This is a genomic window from Mesorhizobium sp. P160219, from assembly GCF_057786095.1.
On sequence record NZ_JBYNWG010000001.1, the window covers coordinates 922,308 to 939,404 of the forward strand.

The 17,097-nt window shown below is 63.6% G+C and carries 20 protein-coding genes; 12 read left to right on the forward strand and 8 right to left on the reverse strand.

All coding sequences use genetic code 11. The features are described 5' to 3' along the window. Positions 1 to 19: 19 nt before the first annotated feature. Genes def through truA form a run of 4 tightly spaced genes read left to right on the forward strand, consistent with a single transcriptional unit; the run spans position 20 to position 2,776 of the window. Positions 20 to 550: a peptide deformylase gene (gene def / locus AC3EMP_RS04635; protein ID WP_023732764.1), complete on the forward strand. Its 531-nt coding sequence runs from the start codon at positions 20 to 22 to the stop codon at positions 548 to 550. A 5-nt stretch (positions 551 to 555) separates the two neighbouring features. Then, the gene (fmt, locus tag AC3EMP_RS04640) at positions 556 to 1,506 is read left to right on the forward strand and encodes a methionyl-tRNA formyltransferase (RefSeq protein WP_352710569.1); all 951 of its coding nucleotides are present in this window, start codon (positions 556 to 558) and stop codon (positions 1,504 to 1,506) included. Beyond that, positions 1,503 to 2,009 (forward strand): GNAT family N-acetyltransferase, encoded by a 507-nt coding sequence (locus AC3EMP_RS04645; protein ID WP_352710571.1) that lies wholly within the window; start codon positions 1,503 to 1,505, stop codon positions 2,007 to 2,009. Before fmt ends, AC3EMP_RS04645 begins: the two co-directional genes overlap by 4 nt. Before the next feature lie 11 nt (positions 2,010 to 2,020). Further along, a complete protein-coding gene (truA, locus tag AC3EMP_RS04650; protein ID WP_023681338.1) occupies positions 2,021 to 2,776 on the forward strand; it encodes a tRNA pseudouridine(38-40) synthase TruA in 756 nt (251 codons plus the stop codon). Here the strand turns inward: truA and AC3EMP_RS04655 are convergent. Both AC3EMP_RS04655 and dapE read right to left on the reverse strand, forming a co-directional pair. Beyond that, positions 2,773 to 3,378 carry a hypothetical protein gene (locus AC3EMP_RS04655; protein WP_023673217.1) on the reverse strand — a complete coding sequence of 202 codons (606 nt, stop codon included), beginning with the start codon at positions 3,376 to 3,378 and terminating at the stop codon, positions 2,773 to 2,775. The two genes, truA and AC3EMP_RS04655, sit on opposite strands and share 4 nt — an antisense overlap. 2 nt (positions 3,379 to 3,380) lie before the next feature. Beyond that, positions 3,381 to 4,571: a succinyl-diaminopimelate desuccinylase gene (dapE, locus tag AC3EMP_RS04660; protein WP_023673218.1), complete on the reverse strand. Its 1,191-nt coding sequence runs from the start codon at positions 4,569 to 4,571 to the stop codon at positions 3,381 to 3,383. 115 nt (positions 4,572 to 4,686) lie between these two features. Here dapE and AC3EMP_RS04665 point away from each other — a divergent pair, with 115 nt between their 5' ends. Beyond that, complete coding sequence (locus tag AC3EMP_RS04665) at positions 4,687 to 5,700, forward strand: 2-dehydropantoate 2-reductase (RefSeq protein ID WP_023819251.1); 1,014 nt, start codon at positions 4,687 to 4,689, stop codon at positions 5,698 to 5,700. Between the two features lie 66 nt (positions 5,701 to 5,766). Here AC3EMP_RS04665 and AC3EMP_RS04670 read toward each other — a convergent pair whose 3' ends face one another. Genes AC3EMP_RS04670 through dapD form a run of 3 tightly spaced genes read right to left on the reverse strand, consistent with a single transcriptional unit; the run spans position 5,767 to position 7,814 of the window. Continuing rightward, positions 5,767 to 6,537: a hypothetical protein gene (locus AC3EMP_RS04670; RefSeq protein ID WP_023703796.1), complete on the reverse strand. Its 771-nt coding sequence runs from the start codon at positions 6,535 to 6,537 to the stop codon at positions 5,767 to 5,769. Positions 6,538 to 6,558: 21 nt separating this feature from the next. Then, the gene (locus AC3EMP_RS04675; protein ID WP_084013651.1) at positions 6,559 to 6,963 is read right to left on the reverse strand and encodes a DUF805 domain-containing protein; all 405 of its coding nucleotides are present in this window, start codon (positions 6,961 to 6,963) and stop codon (positions 6,559 to 6,561) included. Next, positions 6,960 to 7,814, reverse strand: coding sequence for a 2,3,4,5-tetrahydropyridine-2,6-dicarboxylate N-succinyltransferase (gene dapD, locus AC3EMP_RS04680; protein WP_023673222.1), 855 nt, complete (start codon positions 7,812 to 7,814; stop codon positions 6,960 to 6,962). The genes AC3EMP_RS04675 and dapD overlap by 4 nt, the downstream gene beginning before the upstream one ends. 148 nt (positions 7,815 to 7,962) lie before the next feature. On the opposite strand from dapD, the gene AC3EMP_RS04685 reads away from it, so the two are divergent. After that, positions 7,963 to 8,808: an LOG family protein gene (locus AC3EMP_RS04685; RefSeq protein WP_023681343.1), complete on the forward strand. Its 846-nt coding sequence runs from the start codon at positions 7,963 to 7,965 to the stop codon at positions 8,806 to 8,808. Between the two features lie 80 nt (positions 8,809 to 8,888). On the opposite strand, the gene AC3EMP_RS04690 is transcribed toward AC3EMP_RS04685, so the two are convergent. Next, positions 8,889 to 9,608 (reverse strand): pyrimidine 5'-nucleotidase, encoded by a 720-nt coding sequence (locus tag AC3EMP_RS04690; protein WP_023687469.1) that lies wholly within the window; start codon positions 9,606 to 9,608, stop codon positions 8,889 to 8,891. Between the two features lie 176 nt (positions 9,609 to 9,784). On the opposite strand from AC3EMP_RS04690, the gene AC3EMP_RS04695 reads away from it, so the two are divergent. From AC3EMP_RS04695 to AC3EMP_RS04705, 3 genes are all read left to right on the forward strand, one after another. After that, positions 9,785 to 10,546, forward strand: a complete 762-nt coding sequence (locus AC3EMP_RS04695) for a GGDEF domain-containing protein (protein WP_023681345.1) — start codon at positions 9,785 to 9,787, stop codon at positions 10,544 to 10,546. Between the two features lie 178 nt (positions 10,547 to 10,724). Then, positions 10,725 to 10,895, forward strand: coding sequence for a hypothetical protein (locus AC3EMP_RS04700; protein WP_023819248.1), 171 nt, complete (start codon positions 10,725 to 10,727; stop codon positions 10,893 to 10,895). Further along, complete coding sequence (locus tag AC3EMP_RS04705) at positions 10,892 to 12,331, forward strand: GMC oxidoreductase (protein WP_023819247.1); 1,440 nt, start codon at positions 10,892 to 10,894, stop codon at positions 12,329 to 12,331. The genes AC3EMP_RS04700 and AC3EMP_RS04705 overlap by 4 nt, the downstream gene beginning before the upstream one ends. A gap of 193 nt (positions 12,332 to 12,524) precedes the next feature. Here the strand turns inward: AC3EMP_RS04705 and phhA are convergent, their stop codons facing one another. Then, the gene (gene phhA, locus AC3EMP_RS04710) at positions 12,525 to 13,361 is read right to left on the reverse strand and encodes a phenylalanine 4-monooxygenase (protein WP_023687466.1); all 837 of its coding nucleotides are present in this window, start codon (positions 13,359 to 13,361) and stop codon (positions 12,525 to 12,527) included. 139 nt (positions 13,362 to 13,500) lie between these two features. Between phhA and AC3EMP_RS04715 the strand changes: the two genes are divergently transcribed. From AC3EMP_RS04715 to AC3EMP_RS04725, 3 genes are all read left to right on the forward strand, one after another. Further along, the gene (locus AC3EMP_RS04715) at positions 13,501 to 13,977 is read left to right on the forward strand and encodes an Lrp/AsnC family transcriptional regulator (RefSeq protein WP_023687465.1); all 477 of its coding nucleotides are present in this window, start codon (positions 13,501 to 13,503) and stop codon (positions 13,975 to 13,977) included. Between the two features lie 111 nt (positions 13,978 to 14,088). After that, positions 14,089 to 15,636 (forward strand): magnesium-protoporphyrin IX monomethyl ester anaerobic oxidative cyclase, encoded by a 1,548-nt coding sequence (gene bchE, locus AC3EMP_RS04720; RefSeq protein WP_023744897.1) that lies wholly within the window; start codon positions 14,089 to 14,091, stop codon positions 15,634 to 15,636. Positions 15,637 to 15,748: 112 nt separating this feature from the next. Next, on the forward strand, positions 15,749 to 16,147 hold the full coding sequence (locus AC3EMP_RS04725; protein WP_023687463.1) for a RidA family protein: 399 nt from the start codon (positions 15,749 to 15,751) through the stop codon (positions 16,145 to 16,147). Positions 16,148 to 16,189: 42 nt separating this feature from the next. On the opposite strand, the gene argB is transcribed toward AC3EMP_RS04725, so the two are convergent. Further along, complete coding sequence (argB, locus tag AC3EMP_RS04730; RefSeq protein ID WP_013528489.1) at positions 16,190 to 17,083, reverse strand: acetylglutamate kinase; 894 nt, start codon at positions 17,081 to 17,083, stop codon at positions 16,190 to 16,192. Between the last annotated feature and the right edge of the window lie 14 nt (positions 17,084 to 17,097).

Below are 17,097 nucleotides of genomic sequence, written 5' to 3' on the forward strand. Positions count from 1 at the left end.
ACGTTTTAGGTGAGGCGCCATGTCGATCAAGCCGCTCATCATCCTTCCCGATCCTATCCTGCGCCAGGTTTCCAAACCGGTCGAACGCGTCGACGCGCCTTTGCGCAAACTGACCGACGACATGCTGGCGACGATGTATGATGCGCCGGGCATCGGCTTGGCCGCAATCCAGATTGGCGAGCCGCTGCGCATGCTGGTCATCGACCTCGCCAAGGAAGACGAGCCGCCGGCGCCGCATGTCTTCATCAATCCCGAAATCCTCGAAAGCGCCGACGCTCGCTCCGTCTACGAGGAAGGCTGCCTGTCGATCCCGGACTATTACGCCGAGGTCGAGCGTCCCGCCTCGGTGCGCGTGAAATATCTCGACCGCGACGGCAAGCTGCAGGAGATCGAGGCCGAAGGCCTGATGGCGACCTGCCTGCAGCACGAGATCGACCATCTCAACGGTGTGCTGTTCATCGACCACATCTCGAAGCTGAAGCGCGACATGGTGGTCAAGAAGTTCAAGAAGCTCGCCAAGGACAAGGCGCCGGGCAAGCTGGTGGGATAGGGAAGATGCCGCTTCGCGTCATCTTCATGGGCACGCCGGAGTTTTCGGTGCCGGTGCTGCGCGCGATTGCCGAGGCCGGGCACGAGATAGCAGCCGTCTACACCCAGCCGCCGCGCGCCGCGGGCCGCCGCGGGCTGGAGCTGACACCGTCGCCGGTGCAGCGCGAGGCTGAGCGGCTGGGCATCGAAGTGCGCACGTCGCTGTCGCTGAAGGGCGAGGCCGAGCAAGCTGCTTTCCAGGCGTTGCGTGCCGATGTCGCGGTCGTCGTCGCGTATGGTTTGCTGTTGCCGAAGGCTATTCTGGAGGCTCCGCGCCTCGGCTGCCTCAACGGCCACGCCTCGCTTTTGCCGCGTTGGCGTGGTGCAGCTCCCATCCAGCGCGCCATTATGGCCGGCGACGTCGAGACCGGCATGATGGTGATGCGCATGGAAGAGGGCCTGGACACCGGTCCGGTGGCACTGGTTGAAAAATGCGCCATAGAGCCCGATATGACGGCCGGCGATCTGCACGACCGCTTGATGAATATTGCTGCCACGCTGATGGTGGAAGCGCTGTCCCGATTGGAGACAAATACCCTGGCATCGACTTTGCAGGCGGCTGACGGGGTGACCTACGCCAGGAAAATCGATAAGTCGGAGACACGTGTGGACTGGACGCGCCCGGCTGCGGAGGTCCACAATCACATTCGCGGGCTGTCGCCATTCCCCGGCGCCTGGTGCGAGGCCGACATCGGCGGCCGCACGGAACGGCTGAAACTGCTTCGCTCGACGCTTTCTGAAGGTACGCTTTCTGAAAGCATGGGCGAGTCGGGAGGAATTCTCGATGACCGGCTGACGGTCGCCTGCGGGTCGGGCGCGGTCAGGCTGGTCGAAGTTCAACGGGCGGGCGGAAAGCCTGCTGCCGCGAAGGAGTTTCTGCGCGGGGCCAAGATCGAAAAAGGAATGAAGTTCTCATGAGCATGATGTCGATACGCGGCGCGACGCCGCGGGACCGCGAGGCCATACGCCTGGTCGAGGAACACGCATTCGGCCAGCAGGCGGAGGCCGGGCTGGTCGACGCTCTGGTCACCGGCGGCGACGCCGTTGTCGAACTGGTGGCGGAAGAAGACGGCCAGGTGGTCGGCCACATCCTGTTTTCCAGGCTGTTCGTTAGGAACGGCGGCAAGCAGTTTGCAGCCGTGGCGCTGGCGCCGTTGGCGGTGGAACCTTCGTTCCACGGCTCGGGCATTGGCGGTGCGCTGATCCGCGAGGCGCATATCCGCCTCAGGGATGCCGGCGAGACGCTCGCCGTTGTGTTGGGCGATCCGGCCTATTACGGCCGCTTCGGCTACAATCATGCGCGGGCCGAAGAGTTCGAGAGCGAATATCAGGGCGAAGCGCTGCAGGCGCTGGCCTGGGGTGACGCACCCGAAAAAGGCAAACTGGTCTACGCCCAGGCCTTTACCGCACTCGCCGCCTGAACGAAGGGTGTATGCCGCGTTTTCGTCTCGATATCGAATATGACGGCAGCCTCTTCGCCGGCTGGCAACACCAGGCGGATCAGCCTTCGGTGCAGCAGGCGATAGAGCAGGCGATCGAGAAATTTTGCGGTGAGGCGGTGCGGATACGCGCCGCCGGCCGCACCGACGCCGGCGTGCATGCGACCGCCCAGGTGGCGCATGTCGACCTCGCCAAGGCATGGCCAAACGACAAGGTGCGCGACGCCGTCAACGCGCACCTGCAGGCGGCAGGCGCGCGCATCGCCATCCTGCAGGCCACGGTTGTCCCCAATGAGTTCGACGCCCGTTTCTCGGCCACCGGACGGCACTATCTCTACCGCATCCTCAACCGGCGCGCGCCTGCAGCGATGGAAAAGGGCAAGGTCTGGTGGGTGCCGAAGCGGCTCGATGCGGACGCCATGCACGAAGCGGCGAAAGTCCTGCTCGGCCGACATGACTTTACCACCTTCCGCTCGACGCAATGCCAAGCCAACAGTCCGGTGCGGACGCTGGAGCGGCTCGATGTAAGCCGCCAGGGCGACCTGATCGAAGTCAGGGCCTCGGCGCGCTCTTTCCTGCACAACCAGGTGCGCTCCATGGTCGGTTCGCTGAAACGCGTCGGCGACGGCGGCTGGACCGCCGCCGACCTCAAGGCAGCGCTCGCGGCGCAAGACCGCGCCGCCTGCGGCCAGGTGGCGCCGCCCGACGGGCTTTTTCTCGTCGGTGTAGACTATCCGGAAAAGTTCTAAGCCGGAGCGGCGGTCGGCACAGTGATGCCGAGCAGCGCCACCAGGCCGAACAAGACGGCCAGAGACACCACCAACATGCCTGCGAACACGGCGCTGCCGACAGCCGCGCCCTTGCCGATCGCGGCGTTGGTCATCCGCCAGGAGAGTACCAGCGACAGCACCACCAGAACCAGCCACACCAATTCGGCAACCGGGTTGCCAGACGGCAGGAAAAGCCTGATCAGCGCTGAAGGCAGCAGCATCCAGGCAGTGATCGCCGACGCCCAGTTGCTGGCGACGACATAGTGGACGAAGCGGTCGCCGATGCCGGCGCGCGATGCGACCAGGGCAAGCACAACCAGGGGCAGCAGCCACGAGCCGAGGTCGACGGTCGCCAGGCGAATCAACATGCCCAGCCGGCCGGCGAACGCATTGGGATCGCCGATCTCGTTGGCCGTGCCGACCCAGCCGACGATCATCGCCGGCGCGGCGACGACGATGGCGAAGAAGGAATTCCAGAAGCCGTCCGCCGAAAGGTCGAGCAGCCGCAAGCCGTCGGCCTTTCCGAGCATCAGCCGCCAGGCGCCGTTAAGCGATGAAGAGGTCTCATCAACCGAAAGCATGATCAGCCCTGCTCGAACCAGTCATCGATGAAGCGCTGGTAGATTTGGGTCAGCGTCTCGAGGTCGGCCAGTGCGACGCGCTCGTCGACCATGTGCATGGTCTTGCCGACGAGGCCGAACTCGACCACCGGGCAATAGTCCTTGATGAAACGCGCATCCGAGGTTCCGCCCGAGGTGGACAGCGCCGGCTCCTTGCCGACTGTCGCCTTGATCGACCCGCGCAGCGTCTCGATCAGCTTGTCGTCGCGCGTCAGGAAGACATGGCTCGGCCGGTCGCGCCAGATCAGCTCGTAGTCGACCGGCGTCTTGCCGGTCCGGTATTTCTTGCGCTTCGCCGCCTGGTCGAGGCGGTTATGGATCTCGGCCTGCACCGTCTCGGCAGTCCATGTGTCGTTGAAGCGGATGTTGAAGGTGGCTGTCGCCTTGGCCGGAATAACATTGGTCGCCGGGTTGCCGACATCGATCGAGGTCACTTCCAGATTGGTCGGCTGAAAATCCTTCGTGCCCTTGTCGAAGACGGGCGACAGCAAGGCGTCGACCAGGCTGATCAGGCCGCGCACCGGATTGTCGGCGAGCAATGGATAGGCGACATGGCCCTGGCGGCCGTTGACCGTGACACTGCCCGACATCGAGCCACGCCGGCCGATCTTGATCATGTCGCCGAGCGTGTCCGGATTGGTCGGCTCGCCAACGATCGCGGCGTCCCATCTCTCGCCCCTGGCCGCCGCCCAGTCGAGCAGTTTTGTCGTCCCGTTGATCGCCGGCCCCTCCTCGTCGCCGGTAATCAGCAGCGAGACCGAGCCTTTCGGACCACCCTTTTTCTCGACATGGCGCGCCACGGCGGCGATGAAACAGGCGATGCCGCCCTTCATGTCGACGGCGCCGCGGCCATACATCTCGCCCTTGGCGATCTCGGCGGCGAAGGGCGGATGCGTCCACGACGCCTCGTCGCCCGCCGGCACCACGTCGGTATGGCCGGCAAACATCAGATGCGGCCCATTGCCGGAGCGACGCGCGTAGAGGTTCTCGATGTCGGGGGTGCCGTCTTCGGAAAACACCGGGCGTTCGACGGAAAAGCCGAGCGGCTTCAGCATGCCTTCCAGGGCAGCCAGCGCGCCGCCCTCGGCGGGCGTTACGGAGGCGCAGCGTATGAGGGTCGCGAGGTTGGCGGCGGGATCGGTCGGCAGTTTCATGGGCAAAGCGATAGTCGAAAGCGAAAGGCCTGTCACGGCCAGAGATGATGACCGGTCCTGCCGCCGACATTATGGTTTTCCTGTCGTATAGTGCAGGCCAACACGAGATAATCGCATGGCCAACGCCGAAAAGATCATCGTCATTGCCGGCGCCGGCAGCATAGGCTGCTATGTCGGCGGCTGCCTGGCGCTGGCCGGACGCAAGGTGGTGTTTTTGGCGCGGCCAAGCATCGCGACGGTCTTGCTGGACGGCGGCCTGCGCATCACCGATCTCGATAATCGCGACCGATCCATCCGGCCGGAGTCCGTCACCACTGATCCCGCCGCTGCCCTGGCCAGTGCCGACGTGGTGCTGGTGACGGTCAAGAACGGCGCTACCGAGGAGATGGCGTCGCTTGTTGCCGGACATGCGCGCGGCGAAGTCGTGGTGGTCAGCCTCCAGAACGGCGTCGGCAATGCCGACCGGTTACGCGCCGGGCTCGGTGGACGGACTGTGCTCGCCGGCATGGTGCCGTTCAATGTCGTCCAGTCGGCCATAGGCAATTTGCCGCTTCACGTGCATCGCGCCAGCAACGGCAAGGTCATGATCGAAGATGGCGTGACCGGCCTTGCCGGCCTTCTCGATGTCGAAGGGCTTGGCGTGGAAACCCATCCCGACATGAAAGCCGTTCAGTGGGGCAAGCTGCTGATCAACCTCAACAACGCGCTTGTCGCCTTGTCCGGCCTGCCGCTGGCGAGCGAACTTGCCGACCGCCGCTGGCGGCGGATCCTGGCCGGTCAGATCGACGAGGCCTTGGCGGCGATGAAGGCGTTACATATCGCGCCGGCGCGGATCGGCGGCTTGCGTCCCGGCCTGCTGCCGAAGCTGCTCCGGCTGCCGGACTGGCTGTTCCGGCTGGTCGCCCGCCGCATGCTCGCCATCGACCCGCAGGCGCGCTCGTCGATGTGGGACGACCTCCAGCGCGGTCGGCCGACCGAGATCGGTGACCTGCAGGGGGCCGTCCTGAGCCTCGCCGAAAAGGCCGGCACGCCGGCGCCTCTGCTGAAGCGGGTCACCGCGCTGGTGCGGCAGGCCGAGCGGGAAACGCGCGGCTCACCCGGGCTGACGCCGGAAGCCGTCACTGGATAGTCTACTTGCCGCGAGCCTCGGGCCTTGGCCCGCATAGCCCGAAAACAGGCGCGTGGGCCCGCCGCGTCACAGCTTTGGTGCGCGCCTCGGAGCCGGCGCTTTGCTCGCCGGGCCTGGCGCCGGCACGGGCTGCGCCGCCGGGTGGTTCTCGATCAGCGTGATCTTCTGCCAGATCTTGCGCGACAGGTTGGACGCCAGGTTCTCGACGTCGTTGACGCCGTCGATGACCACATCGTCATTGACGGACTGCGCAAACAGCGCCGCGATCTTGCCGGTGATCGACAGCATTTCCGAGCAATAGTCGAGGTAGCGCGCCAGGTCGGCGGCATTGGTGATGCGAGCCGGCGAATGCGCGGTCGGCCTGAAATTGGCGGACAATGCTGCCGGATCCTTGGTCAGCTGGTGCATGTCGATGACATGGATCAGCGATCTCAACCCATGCAGCTGGCGAAACACCCGCTTGCGCTTGATGCGCTCCTCGGTGCGGATCAGCGCCAGCAGGCCGAGCACGGCAAGGATCATCATGTTGATCGTGGCTTCGATGCCTTGCACCGACTGCACCGCATCGTCGGCCTGCGAGATATGGATGAGCGGCAGGATGGTGCCGACGAATAGGAAGGTCAGCGCGCCGGCGGCAACAGCGGCGACGATGGCGCCGCGCAGCCACCAGATCGGCGCTTCCAGCGCCTGCGCCGCCTTGGCCAGGTCGCGCGACAGCGACACCAGTTCGGCGGCGACGCCGCGCAGGCCGGCATCGGGAAAACGCTCGGCGACGCGCTCTTCCAGCCGCTCGGCGGTGTCGATGATCAGTTTCGGATCAAGCGTGCGGTAGCGCATGGCGAGATATCCGGTCGGCGCTCATGGTTCAGCCGGCGCGTTGCTGCGTTTGCCGTAGCGGTTCGGACCGGGGTCACCCCGGAAACACGCTAGAACGATGAGAAGAATGGGGCCGATGACAAGAGAGATCAACGCGTAATAAGTCGGCTTGCCGAAATCATGAAACCGCTTTGCGGTTACCGCAAAGCTCGACCATGTCGAGATGAGCAAAACGACCCAGAACACAAGTGCCCAGTTCTGGCTGGTTGCGGTGCCGGGTTCCAGTCTCGACAACTGGTAGAGCGGGAAAAACTGTGCAAGCACCAGCAGCAGCCCGGCGAGCACGTAGGCACTTGGGCTGACGCGCCCTGAGAGGCTGAAGAAAAGCCAGGGAAGTGGTGGTGTGTTGGGCAATCTGGAGCGCTCTGGTTGCTCGGACAGGATCAATCACGCAGCAGTTCGTTGATCGAGGTTTTCGACCGGGTCTTGGCATCGACGCGCTTGACGATGACGGCGCAGTAGAGGCCAGGGCCCGGCTCGTTGTTCGGAAAGGCCTTGCCCGGCATCGAGCCGGCGACGACGACCGAATTCGGCGGCACCTCGCCATAAAACACTTCGCCGGTGGCGCGGTCGACGATCTTGGTCGACTGGCCGATGAACACACCCATTCCGAGCACCGAGCCTTCGCGCACGATGCAGCCCTCGACCACTTCGGAGCGCGCGCCGATGAAGCAATTGTCCTCGATGATGGTCGGGCCGGCCTGCATCGGCTCCAGCACCCCGCCGATGCCTACGCCGCCCGAGAGGTGCACATTCTTGCCGATCTGGGCGCAGGAGCCGACCGAGGCCCAGGTGTCGACCATGGTGCCGCTATCGACATAGGCGCCGACATTAACGAAGGACGGCATCAGCACCGCGCCCGGCGCGACATAGGCCGAGCGGCGCACGATCGAAGACGGCACGGCGCGGAAGCCTGCCTTCTCGAAATCGACCGCGCTCCAGCCGTCGAACTTCGACGCCACCTTGTCCCACCAGACCGCCTGGCCGGGGCCGCCCTTGATGATCTCCATCGGATAGAGCCGGAACGAGAGCAGCACCGCCTTCTTCAGCCATTGGTTGACATGCCATTTGCCATCGGCCTGGCGCTCGGCAACGCGCACGGTGCCACGGTCGAGCAGGTCGAGTGAGGACTGGATGGCGTCGCGCGTTTCGCCCCGGGTCGCGGTCGAAATCGTGTCGCGCTCCTCGAAGGCCTTCTCGATCGTCTTTTCGAGGCTGGCCAGATCAGGCTTCGACATGAATTCGCTCCGTTACCACGCTGTTAAGGCCGTCGGCCTTAACCTTGTTTTGAAAGTCGCGCGGACCCTATGTTAAGGCGTATTGGGGGTCAATCGCGCGTGCGCCATGGGACGGCGCAAGTGAACTGTTGGGACGGGTAGAAAGCATATGACTCCTATGGAAAAGGCGGGATGGACGCCGCTGCCGCATTCGGACGAGGATCTGGAGCGCTCGAAAAGCGTTCCCGACACGCCGCAGACGCGCGCCGAAACCTACCGGCTGGCCTGGAACGATCCCGACTTCATGACGCGCCGGGAATTGCGCGCTGTGCGCTTGCAGCTTGAGCTCTTGAAGCCCGAAATGATCCTGGCCGAGCGCGGCATCCGCTCGACGGTCATCCTGTTCGGCGGCGCGCGTATTCCCGAGCCCGGCGGCGAGGCCTGGGCCGCCAAGAACGAGACGCAGAAGAAAAACCTCGAGGAAAACAGCAAATATTACGAGGAGGCGCGCAAATTCGCCCGCCTCTGCTCACAGCAATCGGCCACGTCCTACTACCGCGAATTCGTCGTCGTCACCGGCGGCGGTCCAGGCGTCATGGAGGCGGGAAATCGCGGCGCCGACGATGTCGGCGCGCCGTCGATCGGCCTCAACATCGTCCTGCCGCACGAGCAGGCGCCGAACGCCTATGTGACCCCGGAGCTGTGCTTCAACTTCCACTATTTCGCCATCCGCAAGATGCATTTCGTCATGCGCGCCAAGGCCGTCGCGGTGTTTCCGGGCGGCTTCGGCACCATGGACGAATTCTTCGAGACGCTGACGCTGATCCAGACCGGCCGCATGGAGCGCGTGCCGGTGATCCTGTTCGGCAAGGCGTTCTGGCAGCGCGCGATCGACCTCGATTTCCTGGCCGAACAAGGCACCATCACGCCCGGCGACCAGGATATCATCGACTTTGTCGACACCGCCGACGAGGCCTGGGGGATCATCAGCCGCTTCTACAAGTTGGGGGAGTAGGAGAACCGGGAATTGAAGAACTGAAGAATTGAGGAAAAGGAGGTCCGGATCGGTCTCCCTTTCACCAGTTCTTCAATTCTTCAGCTCCTCAATTCCTCTACCCCCTCCACTATCCCCGTCAGAAACGTCGCGAGATCGTCGGTGACGAAATCGACGTCGTCCTCATTGGCCGGATCGCGTTCCCAGATCTCGGCAAAGGTCGGCTCGAAATTGCGCGGCACCACCAGCACCGTGGTCATGCCCAGTGATTTCGGCACCTCCAGGTTGCGGGCGAGATCCTCGAACATCACCGCATTGTGTCCGGTGACGGCGTGCAGTTCGGCAAACTTCTCATAGGTCTGCCGCGACGGCTTCGGCGTCAGCCCGGCGGCGACGATATCGAAAATGTCGTCGAAATGGTCGAGTATGCCGAGCTGGCGCGCGGTGCGCTCGGCGTGCCTGCGGTCGCCATTGGTGAAGATGAACTTGCGGCCGGGCAGCTGGCGGATGGCGGTGCCCAGCACCGGATCCGGCACCAGCCACGAATAGTCGATGTCGTGCACCTTTTCGAGAAAATCGTCGGGGTCGATGCCGTGGCGCGTCATCAGCCCGTTCAGCGTCGTGCCATATTCGAGATAGAGTTCCTTCTGCAGCTTGCGCGCTTCCTCGCGCGGCAGCGTGAGCAGTTCTCCGACATAGGCCGTCATCTTGACGTCGATCTGCGAAAACAGATTCGAATGGTGCGGATAAAGCGTGTTGTCGAGGTCGAACACCCAGTCGGTGACATGGGCGAAGCGGGCGGGATCGGGCAGCGTGGTCATGGCGTCCTTATGGCATGAAATATCTGCCGTTCGAACCTCTTTCTGATGTAGAGCTTATCCACAACCTATGTGCATCTAGAGTTGTAAAAAATGGGCTCACCATTCAAATTTTAGCCATCACGGAAAGGTGGCCTTCAGGGCTTGCTGGCACAGAGACGGTTCAGTGGGAGCCAGCGATGAGTCGCATAGTCTTAAAGTCCGCCGCGGTCGCATTCGGCTCGGTAGCCATCTCGCTTTTGCTGACGCTGATCATCGTTCCCGCCATGGGTTTTCCGGTCGACCGCACTGTCTGGCTGACATCGACGGTGTGCCCGCTGGCGCTCGCCTGGATCGCCTGCGCCAGCACCTTCTGGCAGAGCGACCGACTGAAAAACGCGCATCGCGATCTCGCCCGCGCGCATGCCCAGCTCGCCGCCGCGCATCGGCGCCTGTCGGCGAAGGCGAGCCGCGACGACATGACCGGCATGCTCAACCGCGAGAGCTTCTTTGCCGCGTTGGACGGCTCGCGGCGCAAATCCGATCGCGGCGCGCTGCTGATCATCGACGCCGACCATTTCAAGGCGATCAACGACAGTTTCGGCCATCTGACCGGCGATGACGCACTGGTGTTGATCGCCAGCGCCATCGAGCGCGGCGTCCGCAGCGGCGACGTGCTCGGCCGCATTGGCGGTGAGGAGTTCGGCGCCTTCCTGGTCGGCGCTACGGAAGCCGAAGCCCGGCGCGTGGCCGAGCGCATCCGCCGTGAAGTCGAGCTGGTCCGCTTTCGTCCGGTCGACGAGCGCACGGTGCCGCTGACCGTCTCGATCGGCGGCATCACCTGTGCGCAAGATGCCGATGTCTCGGACCTGATGCGCGCCGCCGACCGCCGGCTCTACGAGGCCAAGCACCGCGGCCGCAATTTGTCGATCCTCGACCGGGACATTTCCGAAGCTGCGTGAGGTGTTGGTGGTGGGGCTGTTAACGGTTCGCCAACATTGTTTCCACGCAACTGCGCCGTTTACCGGGTTGTAACTCGTTTACAGGCAAGGCTTGGCACGGGAATGGCATGTCTGGCCGGTACGTGTGCCGTTCAGGGAACGCCATGCGTGGATCGAAGCCCCCATCCAGAGACGTGTCATGAGTTTGTTCATCAGGAAAATGTCGCGCCGCACCATCGTGCAGGCGCTGATTGCGATGCCGGCGCTACAGCTTTTTCGCAAGCTGCCTGACAGCGACCGCCCCCCGGCCGATCCCGACGAGATCGTCGTGGTCAATGGCTGGATCCTGAAGCGGAGCGACCTGGCATGATCTTCGACTGCTATGAGGCGTTTCGAGCCTCGGATTTCAAGCCCAAGGTCTGCATTCTCGGCTCCGGGCCGGCCGGCACCACCATTGCCAGAAAGCTCGGCGCCGCCGGCATTCCGGTCGTGGTGCTGGAGGCCGGCGCACGCGAATTCAGCGACGAGTCGCAGGATTTCTACCGCGGCTTCACGGTCGGCGATCAATATTTCGATCTCGACATCACCCGGCTGCGCTTCATGGGCGGGTCGTCGAACCACTGGGCCGGCTGGTGCCGCGTGCTCGACAAGCAGGACTTTGAGCCCAAGGCATGGGCGCCGGACACCGGCTGGCCAATCGCCCGGACCGACATCGAGCCCTATCTGTCCGAGGTGCACGACATACTCGAGCTTCCCGACTTCAAGCCCGATGTGCCGATTTCAGACGACATACGCTGGGTGCAGCTGATCAAGAGCCCGGCCGTGCGCTTTGGCGAGAAATTCTCCGACGAGCTCGACAAGAGCAAGAACATAGCGCTCGTGCTCAACACCTATGCCACCGAACTTGCCGGGGACGGCAAGCGAGTGACCGGCGCCAGGCTGTGGTCGAACGGCAAGGATGCCGGCGCCTTCAGCGCCGATTGTTTCATCGTCTGCGCCGGCGGGCTGGAGAATTCGCGGCTGCTTCTATGGTCGAACCAGCGCTCGAATGGCGGCGTGGTGCCGAACGCCACGGCACTTGGCCGCTACTGGATGGAGCACCCGACCTTCGAGGGCGGCAATGCCATCCTGGCCGATTACAGGGAGTTCGAGGTTGATGCCGTCAACGAGGCGTTCTTCTCGCCGACGCTCGCCGCCATGGAGCGGCTGCAGATCATGAATTTCGGCATACGCCTGATCGAGACGCCCTATGCCGGCGTCAAGAGCCTGATTGCCGACCTCGCCTGCACCGCGCCCGAGGCCGCCGAATGGGTCGCCTACCAGCTCAGCCAGAACCTGCGCTGCGCCGCCCAGCTCTACGTCGCCTGGGAACAGGCGCCGCTGGCCTCGAACCATATCGAATTGTCGAAGACCGATGTCGACCGTGCCGGCGTGCCGCGCATCGAGCTGCACTGGAAGAAGTCGCCGTTGGAGCGCCGCACCATCCTCGAGGGGCTCAAGCTGTTCGGAACGACGCTGATCGAGAAGGACCTCGGCCGCGTCCGCATCATGGACTGGCTGACCAATGGCGAGGACTACCCGACGGATGAGGAACTGGCCGGCCACCACCACATGGGCGGCACGCGCATGGGCACCGATATCACCAAGAGCGTGGTCGACGCCAACTGCAAGGTGCACGGCATGGACAATCTCTATGTCGGCGGCTCGTCGGTGTTCTGCACGTCGGGCGAATGCAACCCGACGACGACAATCACCGCACTTGCCTGCCGGCTAGGCGACCATCTGACCAAAGTAATCACGGTGTGACGAAGTCATCCACGGTGTGACGAAGTCATTACCGTCTGATGTCAAAAAAGCGAACGGCGCGACAGGATTGCTGCCGGCGCTACCCATGCCTTGGTGTCGAAACCCTCGGAAATCAGCGCCAACGAGATCTCCCTCCCCCTTGTGGGGAGGATTAAGGGTGGGGATAGGTGCCGCGCAAACCCTTCAGGATTTGCTAAACCGTCGCTGGATCCAGGGTCGGCTGCCCCTTGCGGCGGGCAACGATCGCCTTGAAATCGGCGGTCCGGAACGCATCGCGCAGCACGTCGAAGGACGGCAGCACGAAATAAGCGCGCTGGAACTTGTCGATCTCGTAACCGGTGCGCATTACCGTTTCGAGGTCGAAGGGCACGTGGTGCGCGTCCGGGCTCGCGACGGCGAACTGCAATTCGGTGAACGACGACATCAGCCCGGCGCCGAAAGCTTTCAGCTTCTGGCCCTCCTCCTGTATCAGCCCGTATTCGGCGGTGTACCAGTAGAGCCGGGTGATCATCTCGTCACCGCCCAGCGCAATCACGCTCTCGGCCTTTTCGCCATACATCTGCATGAAGTCGGCAAACACCGGCTGTGTCAGGATGGGCACATGGCCGAAGAAGTCGTGGAACATGTCGGGTTCGACGATGTAGTCGAGCTCGTCCTTGGTGCGCAGCCAGTTGGTCACCGGAAAGCGCCGGTTGGCGAGATGGTCGAAGAAGGGCGCGGCCGGGATGAGGCCAGGCACGGCGACGATTTCCCAGCCGGTCAGCTTGCGCAGCCTGTCTGAGACCGCGCCGAAATCCGGGATCTTGTCGAGCAGGCCGAGTGCGGCGACGCCATCGAGATAGGAATGGTGCGCCAGCTTCTGCGTCAGCTTGGTCTGCCGGTCGCACAGCGTGCGCCACACCGCCTGTTCGTCGGCGCTGTAATCATAGCCCTGCGCCACGGTGAAATCGGAACGGCACACTGAATAGTCGCCACGCAGGCCTTGCGCCGCGCAATCACGGGCATATTCGGCAACGCTCATCGTCGTCATGGTTCTTCTCCCCTGATCGTGACACTTGAATCTGTCCGCAGAGTCTAGCGGCGGCCGGCGAGGCAATTCAGCTTTGATGATGGCTTGGGTCCATGATTTGAGGTAAAAATCACCAAGCAGAAGCTGAAAGAGAGTGAAAATGCCTCAGTTCGACGATTTCGAGATCAAGATGCTGGATGTGCTTCAGCGCGATGGACGCAAGCCCGTGTCCGAACTGGCGCAGGAGATCGGCCTGTCGACGACGCCTTGCGCCCGCCGCTTCGAGGCGCTGCAGGAGGCCGGCATCATCAAGGGCTTTGCCGCCGTGCTCAACCGCCGCGCCGTCGGCCTGATGGTCGAGGTGTTCATCCAGGTGCGGCTCACCAGCCACAGCGACGGTTCGCCCGAAACCTTCATCGCCGCCGTGCAACGCATGGACGAAGTGTCGTCATGCTGGACGATGACCGGCGACCACGATTTCCTGCTGCACGTCATGGTGCCGTCGGTCGACGAACTCAACGCCTTCGTCATGCACCGCCTGATGCGCCTTGCCGGCGTGCGCGACGTTCACACCCAGCTGGTGCTGCAGAACATCAAGGGCCCGGGCCACGTGCCGCTCGCCCACCTCAGGCGGTAGGACACGCACCGCCATTTCTGCGGAAAAGCTGCACGCAAACTGCTGAACGGAGCCCAAATGCGAAACTGAAACGCCGGCTACGCCATGCGGACCGTCGCTCAAAGGTCCGTCATGAACATCGTGCTGATCAATCCGCCGCACACCGCCATCGGCAGCCGCGTGCCCGATGACCATCTGCCACCGCTCGGCCTGCTGGCACTGGGCGGCCCGCTTATCGACGCCGGCCATAAAGTCCGGCTGGTCGATGCCGAATTCGGGCCGATGCCGTTGGAAACTCTGGTGCGCGATGCGCTCAGCGGCCAGCCCGATTGCATCCTGATCGGCCACTCCGGCTCGACCTCGGCGCATCCCACCGCGCTCGCGATCGCCCGCATGGTCAAGGCGCTCGAGCCGGCGACGCTGGTGATCTATGGCGGCGTGTTCCCGACCTATCACTGGCGCGACATATTGGCGGCGAGCGATGTCTTCGACTTCATCGTGCGCGGCGAGGGCGAGGCAACCATCCTTGCCCTGGTCGTGGCACTGGACAATCGCCGGCCGCTGGGCGATGTCGCGGGTATCGCCTATCGCGACGATCTCGGCCGCCCCTTCGCGACGCGGCCGGCCGGGACCACTGCCAATCTGGACGAGTACCGCGTCAGCTGGGAGCTGATCGATCACCGCCGCTACAGCTATTGGGGCGGCAAGCGCGCCGTGGTCATGCAGTTTTCGCGGGGCTGCCCGCATCTGTGCAACTATTGCGGCCAGCGCGGTTTCTGGACCCGCTGGCGGCACCGCGACCCCAAAAAATTTGCGCAGGAGATTGCCTGGCTGCACCGCCAGCACGGCGTCGAACTGATCAACCTCGCCGACGAAAACCCGACCGTATCGAAGAAGGTTTGGCGCGCCTTTCTCGATGCGCTGATCGCCGAGAACGTGCCGGTGCTGATCGTCGGCTCGACCCGGGCCGACGACATCGTGCGCGATGCCGACATCCTGCACCTCTATCGCAAGGCCGGCGTCATCCGCTGGCTGCTCGGCATGGAAAACACCGACCAGCAGACGCTTCAACTGATCCGCAAGGGCGGCAGCACCTCATCCGACCGCGAGGCGATCCGGCTGCTCCGCCAGCATGGCATACTGTCCATGGCGACCTGGGTGGCGGGGTTCGAGGATGAGACCTTTCGCGATCTGTGGCGCGGCTTTCGCCAGCTGCTTGCCTACGACCCCGACCAGATCCAGGCGCTCTATGTCACGCCGCACCGCTGGACGCCGTTCTTCCGCATCGCCAAGGACCGCAAGGTGATCCAGACGGATGCCCGGCTGTGGGACTACAAGCACCAGGTGCTGCAGATGACCCGGCTGAAACCGTGGATGCTGTTCTTCTCGGTCAAGCTGATCGAGGTCGCGGTGCAGTCGCGGCCGAAGGCGCTGGCGCGCATTCTCTTCCACCCCGATCCCGAACAGCGCCATTCGATGCGCTGGTACACCCAAATGGGCCGCCGCGTGTGGTTCCGCGAGGTCTGGGGTTTCCTGGCCCGCGACCGCCGCCTCAAGGATGGTCCGACGCTGGCTGAGTTCTGGGGCGCTCCGCAGGATGCCGATGAGGAATCCATGCTCGTCATGCGCCCGTCGCGCAAGCCGGCCGAAGCGGCTGTCGCGATCTCGGCCGGCACCTGACCGGCTCGCTGCCATTCATAGATACGTACCGTATGCGTATTGACATACACGGCGTATGTACCCACCTCATGCATACGGGACGTATGTGAGTGCCCCGGACAATGGAGTGAAAATGACCAAACGTGACGCGATCTTTCCTGCCGGCCGGCAGGCTCTCTACGAGATAAATCGCTATTCTGCTGCAATCCGATCAGGCGATCTTTTGTTTGTCTCGGGCCAGGTTGGCAGCCGCGAGGACGGGTCGCCCGAACCTGTCTTCGAAAAGCAGGTCCAGCTTGCCTTCGATAATCTCGCGGCAGTGCTGAAAGCAGCGGGCGCCACGTTCGACGATATAGTCGACGTGACCACCTTCCACACCGATCCGGCAACGCAATGGCCCGTGATCGATGCCGTTCGGCTGAAGGTGTTCGGTGAACCGCCCTACACCAATTGGACGGCGGTCGGCGTCAACTGGTTAGCCGGCTTCGACTTCGAGATAAAGGTCATCGCGCGCCTGCCCCAGCCTGCCTAAGGGCTGGCCAGCCGACCAACTGGCCGCCAAGCCAGTTGCCGATCAGGGCACGATTAGCGTGCCGGCGCCGTGTTCGGTGAACAATTCCAGCAGCACCGCATGCGGCGTCTTGCCGTTGAGGATGACGACGCCTTCGACGCCGCGCTCGATCGCCTCGATGCAGGTCTCGACTTTGGGGATCATGCCGCCCGACACCGTGCCGTCCTTGATCAGCGCCTTGGCTTCGGCCACCGTCAGCTCGTCGATCAGCTTCTTGTTCTTGTCGAGCACGCCGGGCACGTCGGTTAGGAACAAAAGGCGCGTCGCCTGGCAGGCGCCGGCGATGGCGCCGGCGAAGGTGTCGGCATTGATGTTGTAGGTATGGCCATCGCGGCCGGGCGCCACCGGCGCCAGCACCGGGATCATTTCGGAGCGCGCCAGCAGGTCGAGCAGGGTGCGGTCGACTTCGACCGGTTCGCCCACGAAACCGAGATCGAGCACACGCTCGATGTTGGAATCCGGGTCGATCATGGTCTTGCGAGCCTTTTCGGCGAACACCATGTTGCCGTCCTTGCCGCACAGGCCGATCGCCCATTCGCCCTCGGCGTTGATCAGCGCGACGATCTCCTTGTTGATCGAACCGGCCAGCACCATCTCGACGATTTCGACCGTCTTCTGATCCGTGACGCGCAGTCCGCCTTCGAACTTGGATTCGATGCCCATCTTGGCCAGCATGGCGCCGATCTGCGGCCCGCCGCCATGGACGACGATCGGGTTGACGCCTGACTGCTTCAGCAGCGCGATGTCACGGGCGAAAGCCTTGCCGAGCTCGATATCGCCCATTGCATGACCGCCATATTTCACCACCACCGTCTTGTGCTCGTAGCGCTGCATATAGGGCAGGGCCCGCGAGAGCAGGGCGGCCTGCATTTCGGCGGTGGCGGTGATCTCCGTCATCGGCATGGTTCCCT

Bases quoted from the DNA above. Each gene is read 5' to 3' on its own strand.
- def (WP_023732764.1), top strand. From the start codon at position 20: ATGTCGATCAAGCCGCTCATCATCCTTCCCGATCCTATCCTGCGCCAG.
- fmt (WP_352710569.1), top strand. From the start codon at position 556: ATGCCGCTTCGCGTCATCTTCATGGGCACGCCGGAGTTTTCGGTGCCG.
- AC3EMP_RS04645 (WP_352710571.1), top strand. From the start codon at position 1,503: ATGAGCATGATGTCGATACGCGGCGCGACGCCGCGGGACCGCGAGGCC.
- truA (WP_023681338.1), top strand. From the start codon at position 2,021: ATGCCGCGTTTTCGTCTCGATATCGAATATGACGGCAGCCTCTTCGCC.
- AC3EMP_RS04655 (WP_023673217.1), bottom strand. From the start codon at position 3,378: ATGCTTTCGGTTGATGAGACCTCTTCATCGCTTAACGGCGCCTGGCGG.
- dapE (WP_023673218.1), bottom strand. From the start codon at position 4,571: ATGAAACTGCCGACCGATCCCGCCGCCAACCTCGCGACCCTCATACGC.
- AC3EMP_RS04665 (WP_023819251.1), top strand. From the start codon at position 4,687: ATGGCCAACGCCGAAAAGATCATCGTCATTGCCGGCGCCGGCAGCATA.
- AC3EMP_RS04670 (WP_023703796.1), bottom strand. From the start codon at position 6,537: ATGCGCTACCGCACGCTTGATCCGAAACTGATCATCGACACCGCCGAG.
- dapD (WP_023673222.1), bottom strand. From the start codon at position 7,814: ATGTCGAAGCCTGATCTGGCCAGCCTCGAAAAGACGATCGAGAAGGCC.
- AC3EMP_RS04685 (WP_023681343.1), top strand. From the start codon at position 7,963: ATGACTCCTATGGAAAAGGCGGGATGGACGCCGCTGCCGCATTCGGAC.
- AC3EMP_RS04690 (WP_023687469.1), bottom strand. From the start codon at position 9,608: ATGACCACGCTGCCCGATCCCGCCCGCTTCGCCCATGTCACCGACTGG.
- AC3EMP_RS04695 (WP_023681345.1), top strand. From the start codon at position 9,785: ATGAGTCGCATAGTCTTAAAGTCCGCCGCGGTCGCATTCGGCTCGGTA.
- AC3EMP_RS04700 (WP_023819248.1), top strand. From the start codon at position 10,725: ATGAGTTTGTTCATCAGGAAAATGTCGCGCCGCACCATCGTGCAGGCG.
- AC3EMP_RS04705 (WP_023819247.1), top strand. From the start codon at position 10,892: ATGATCTTCGACTGCTATGAGGCGTTTCGAGCCTCGGATTTCAAGCCC.
- phhA (WP_023687466.1), bottom strand. From the start codon at position 13,361: ATGACGACGATGAGCGTTGCCGAATATGCCCGTGATTGCGCGGCGCAA.
- AC3EMP_RS04715 (WP_023687465.1), top strand. From the start codon at position 13,501: ATGCCTCAGTTCGACGATTTCGAGATCAAGATGCTGGATGTGCTTCAG.
- bchE (WP_023744897.1), top strand. From the start codon at position 14,089: ATGAACATCGTGCTGATCAATCCGCCGCACACCGCCATCGGCAGCCGC.
- AC3EMP_RS04725 (WP_023687463.1), top strand. From the start codon at position 15,749: ATGACCAAACGTGACGCGATCTTTCCTGCCGGCCGGCAGGCTCTCTAC.
- argB (WP_013528489.1), bottom strand. From the start codon at position 17,083: ATGACGGAGATCACCGCCACCGCCGAAATGCAGGCCGCCCTGCTCTCG.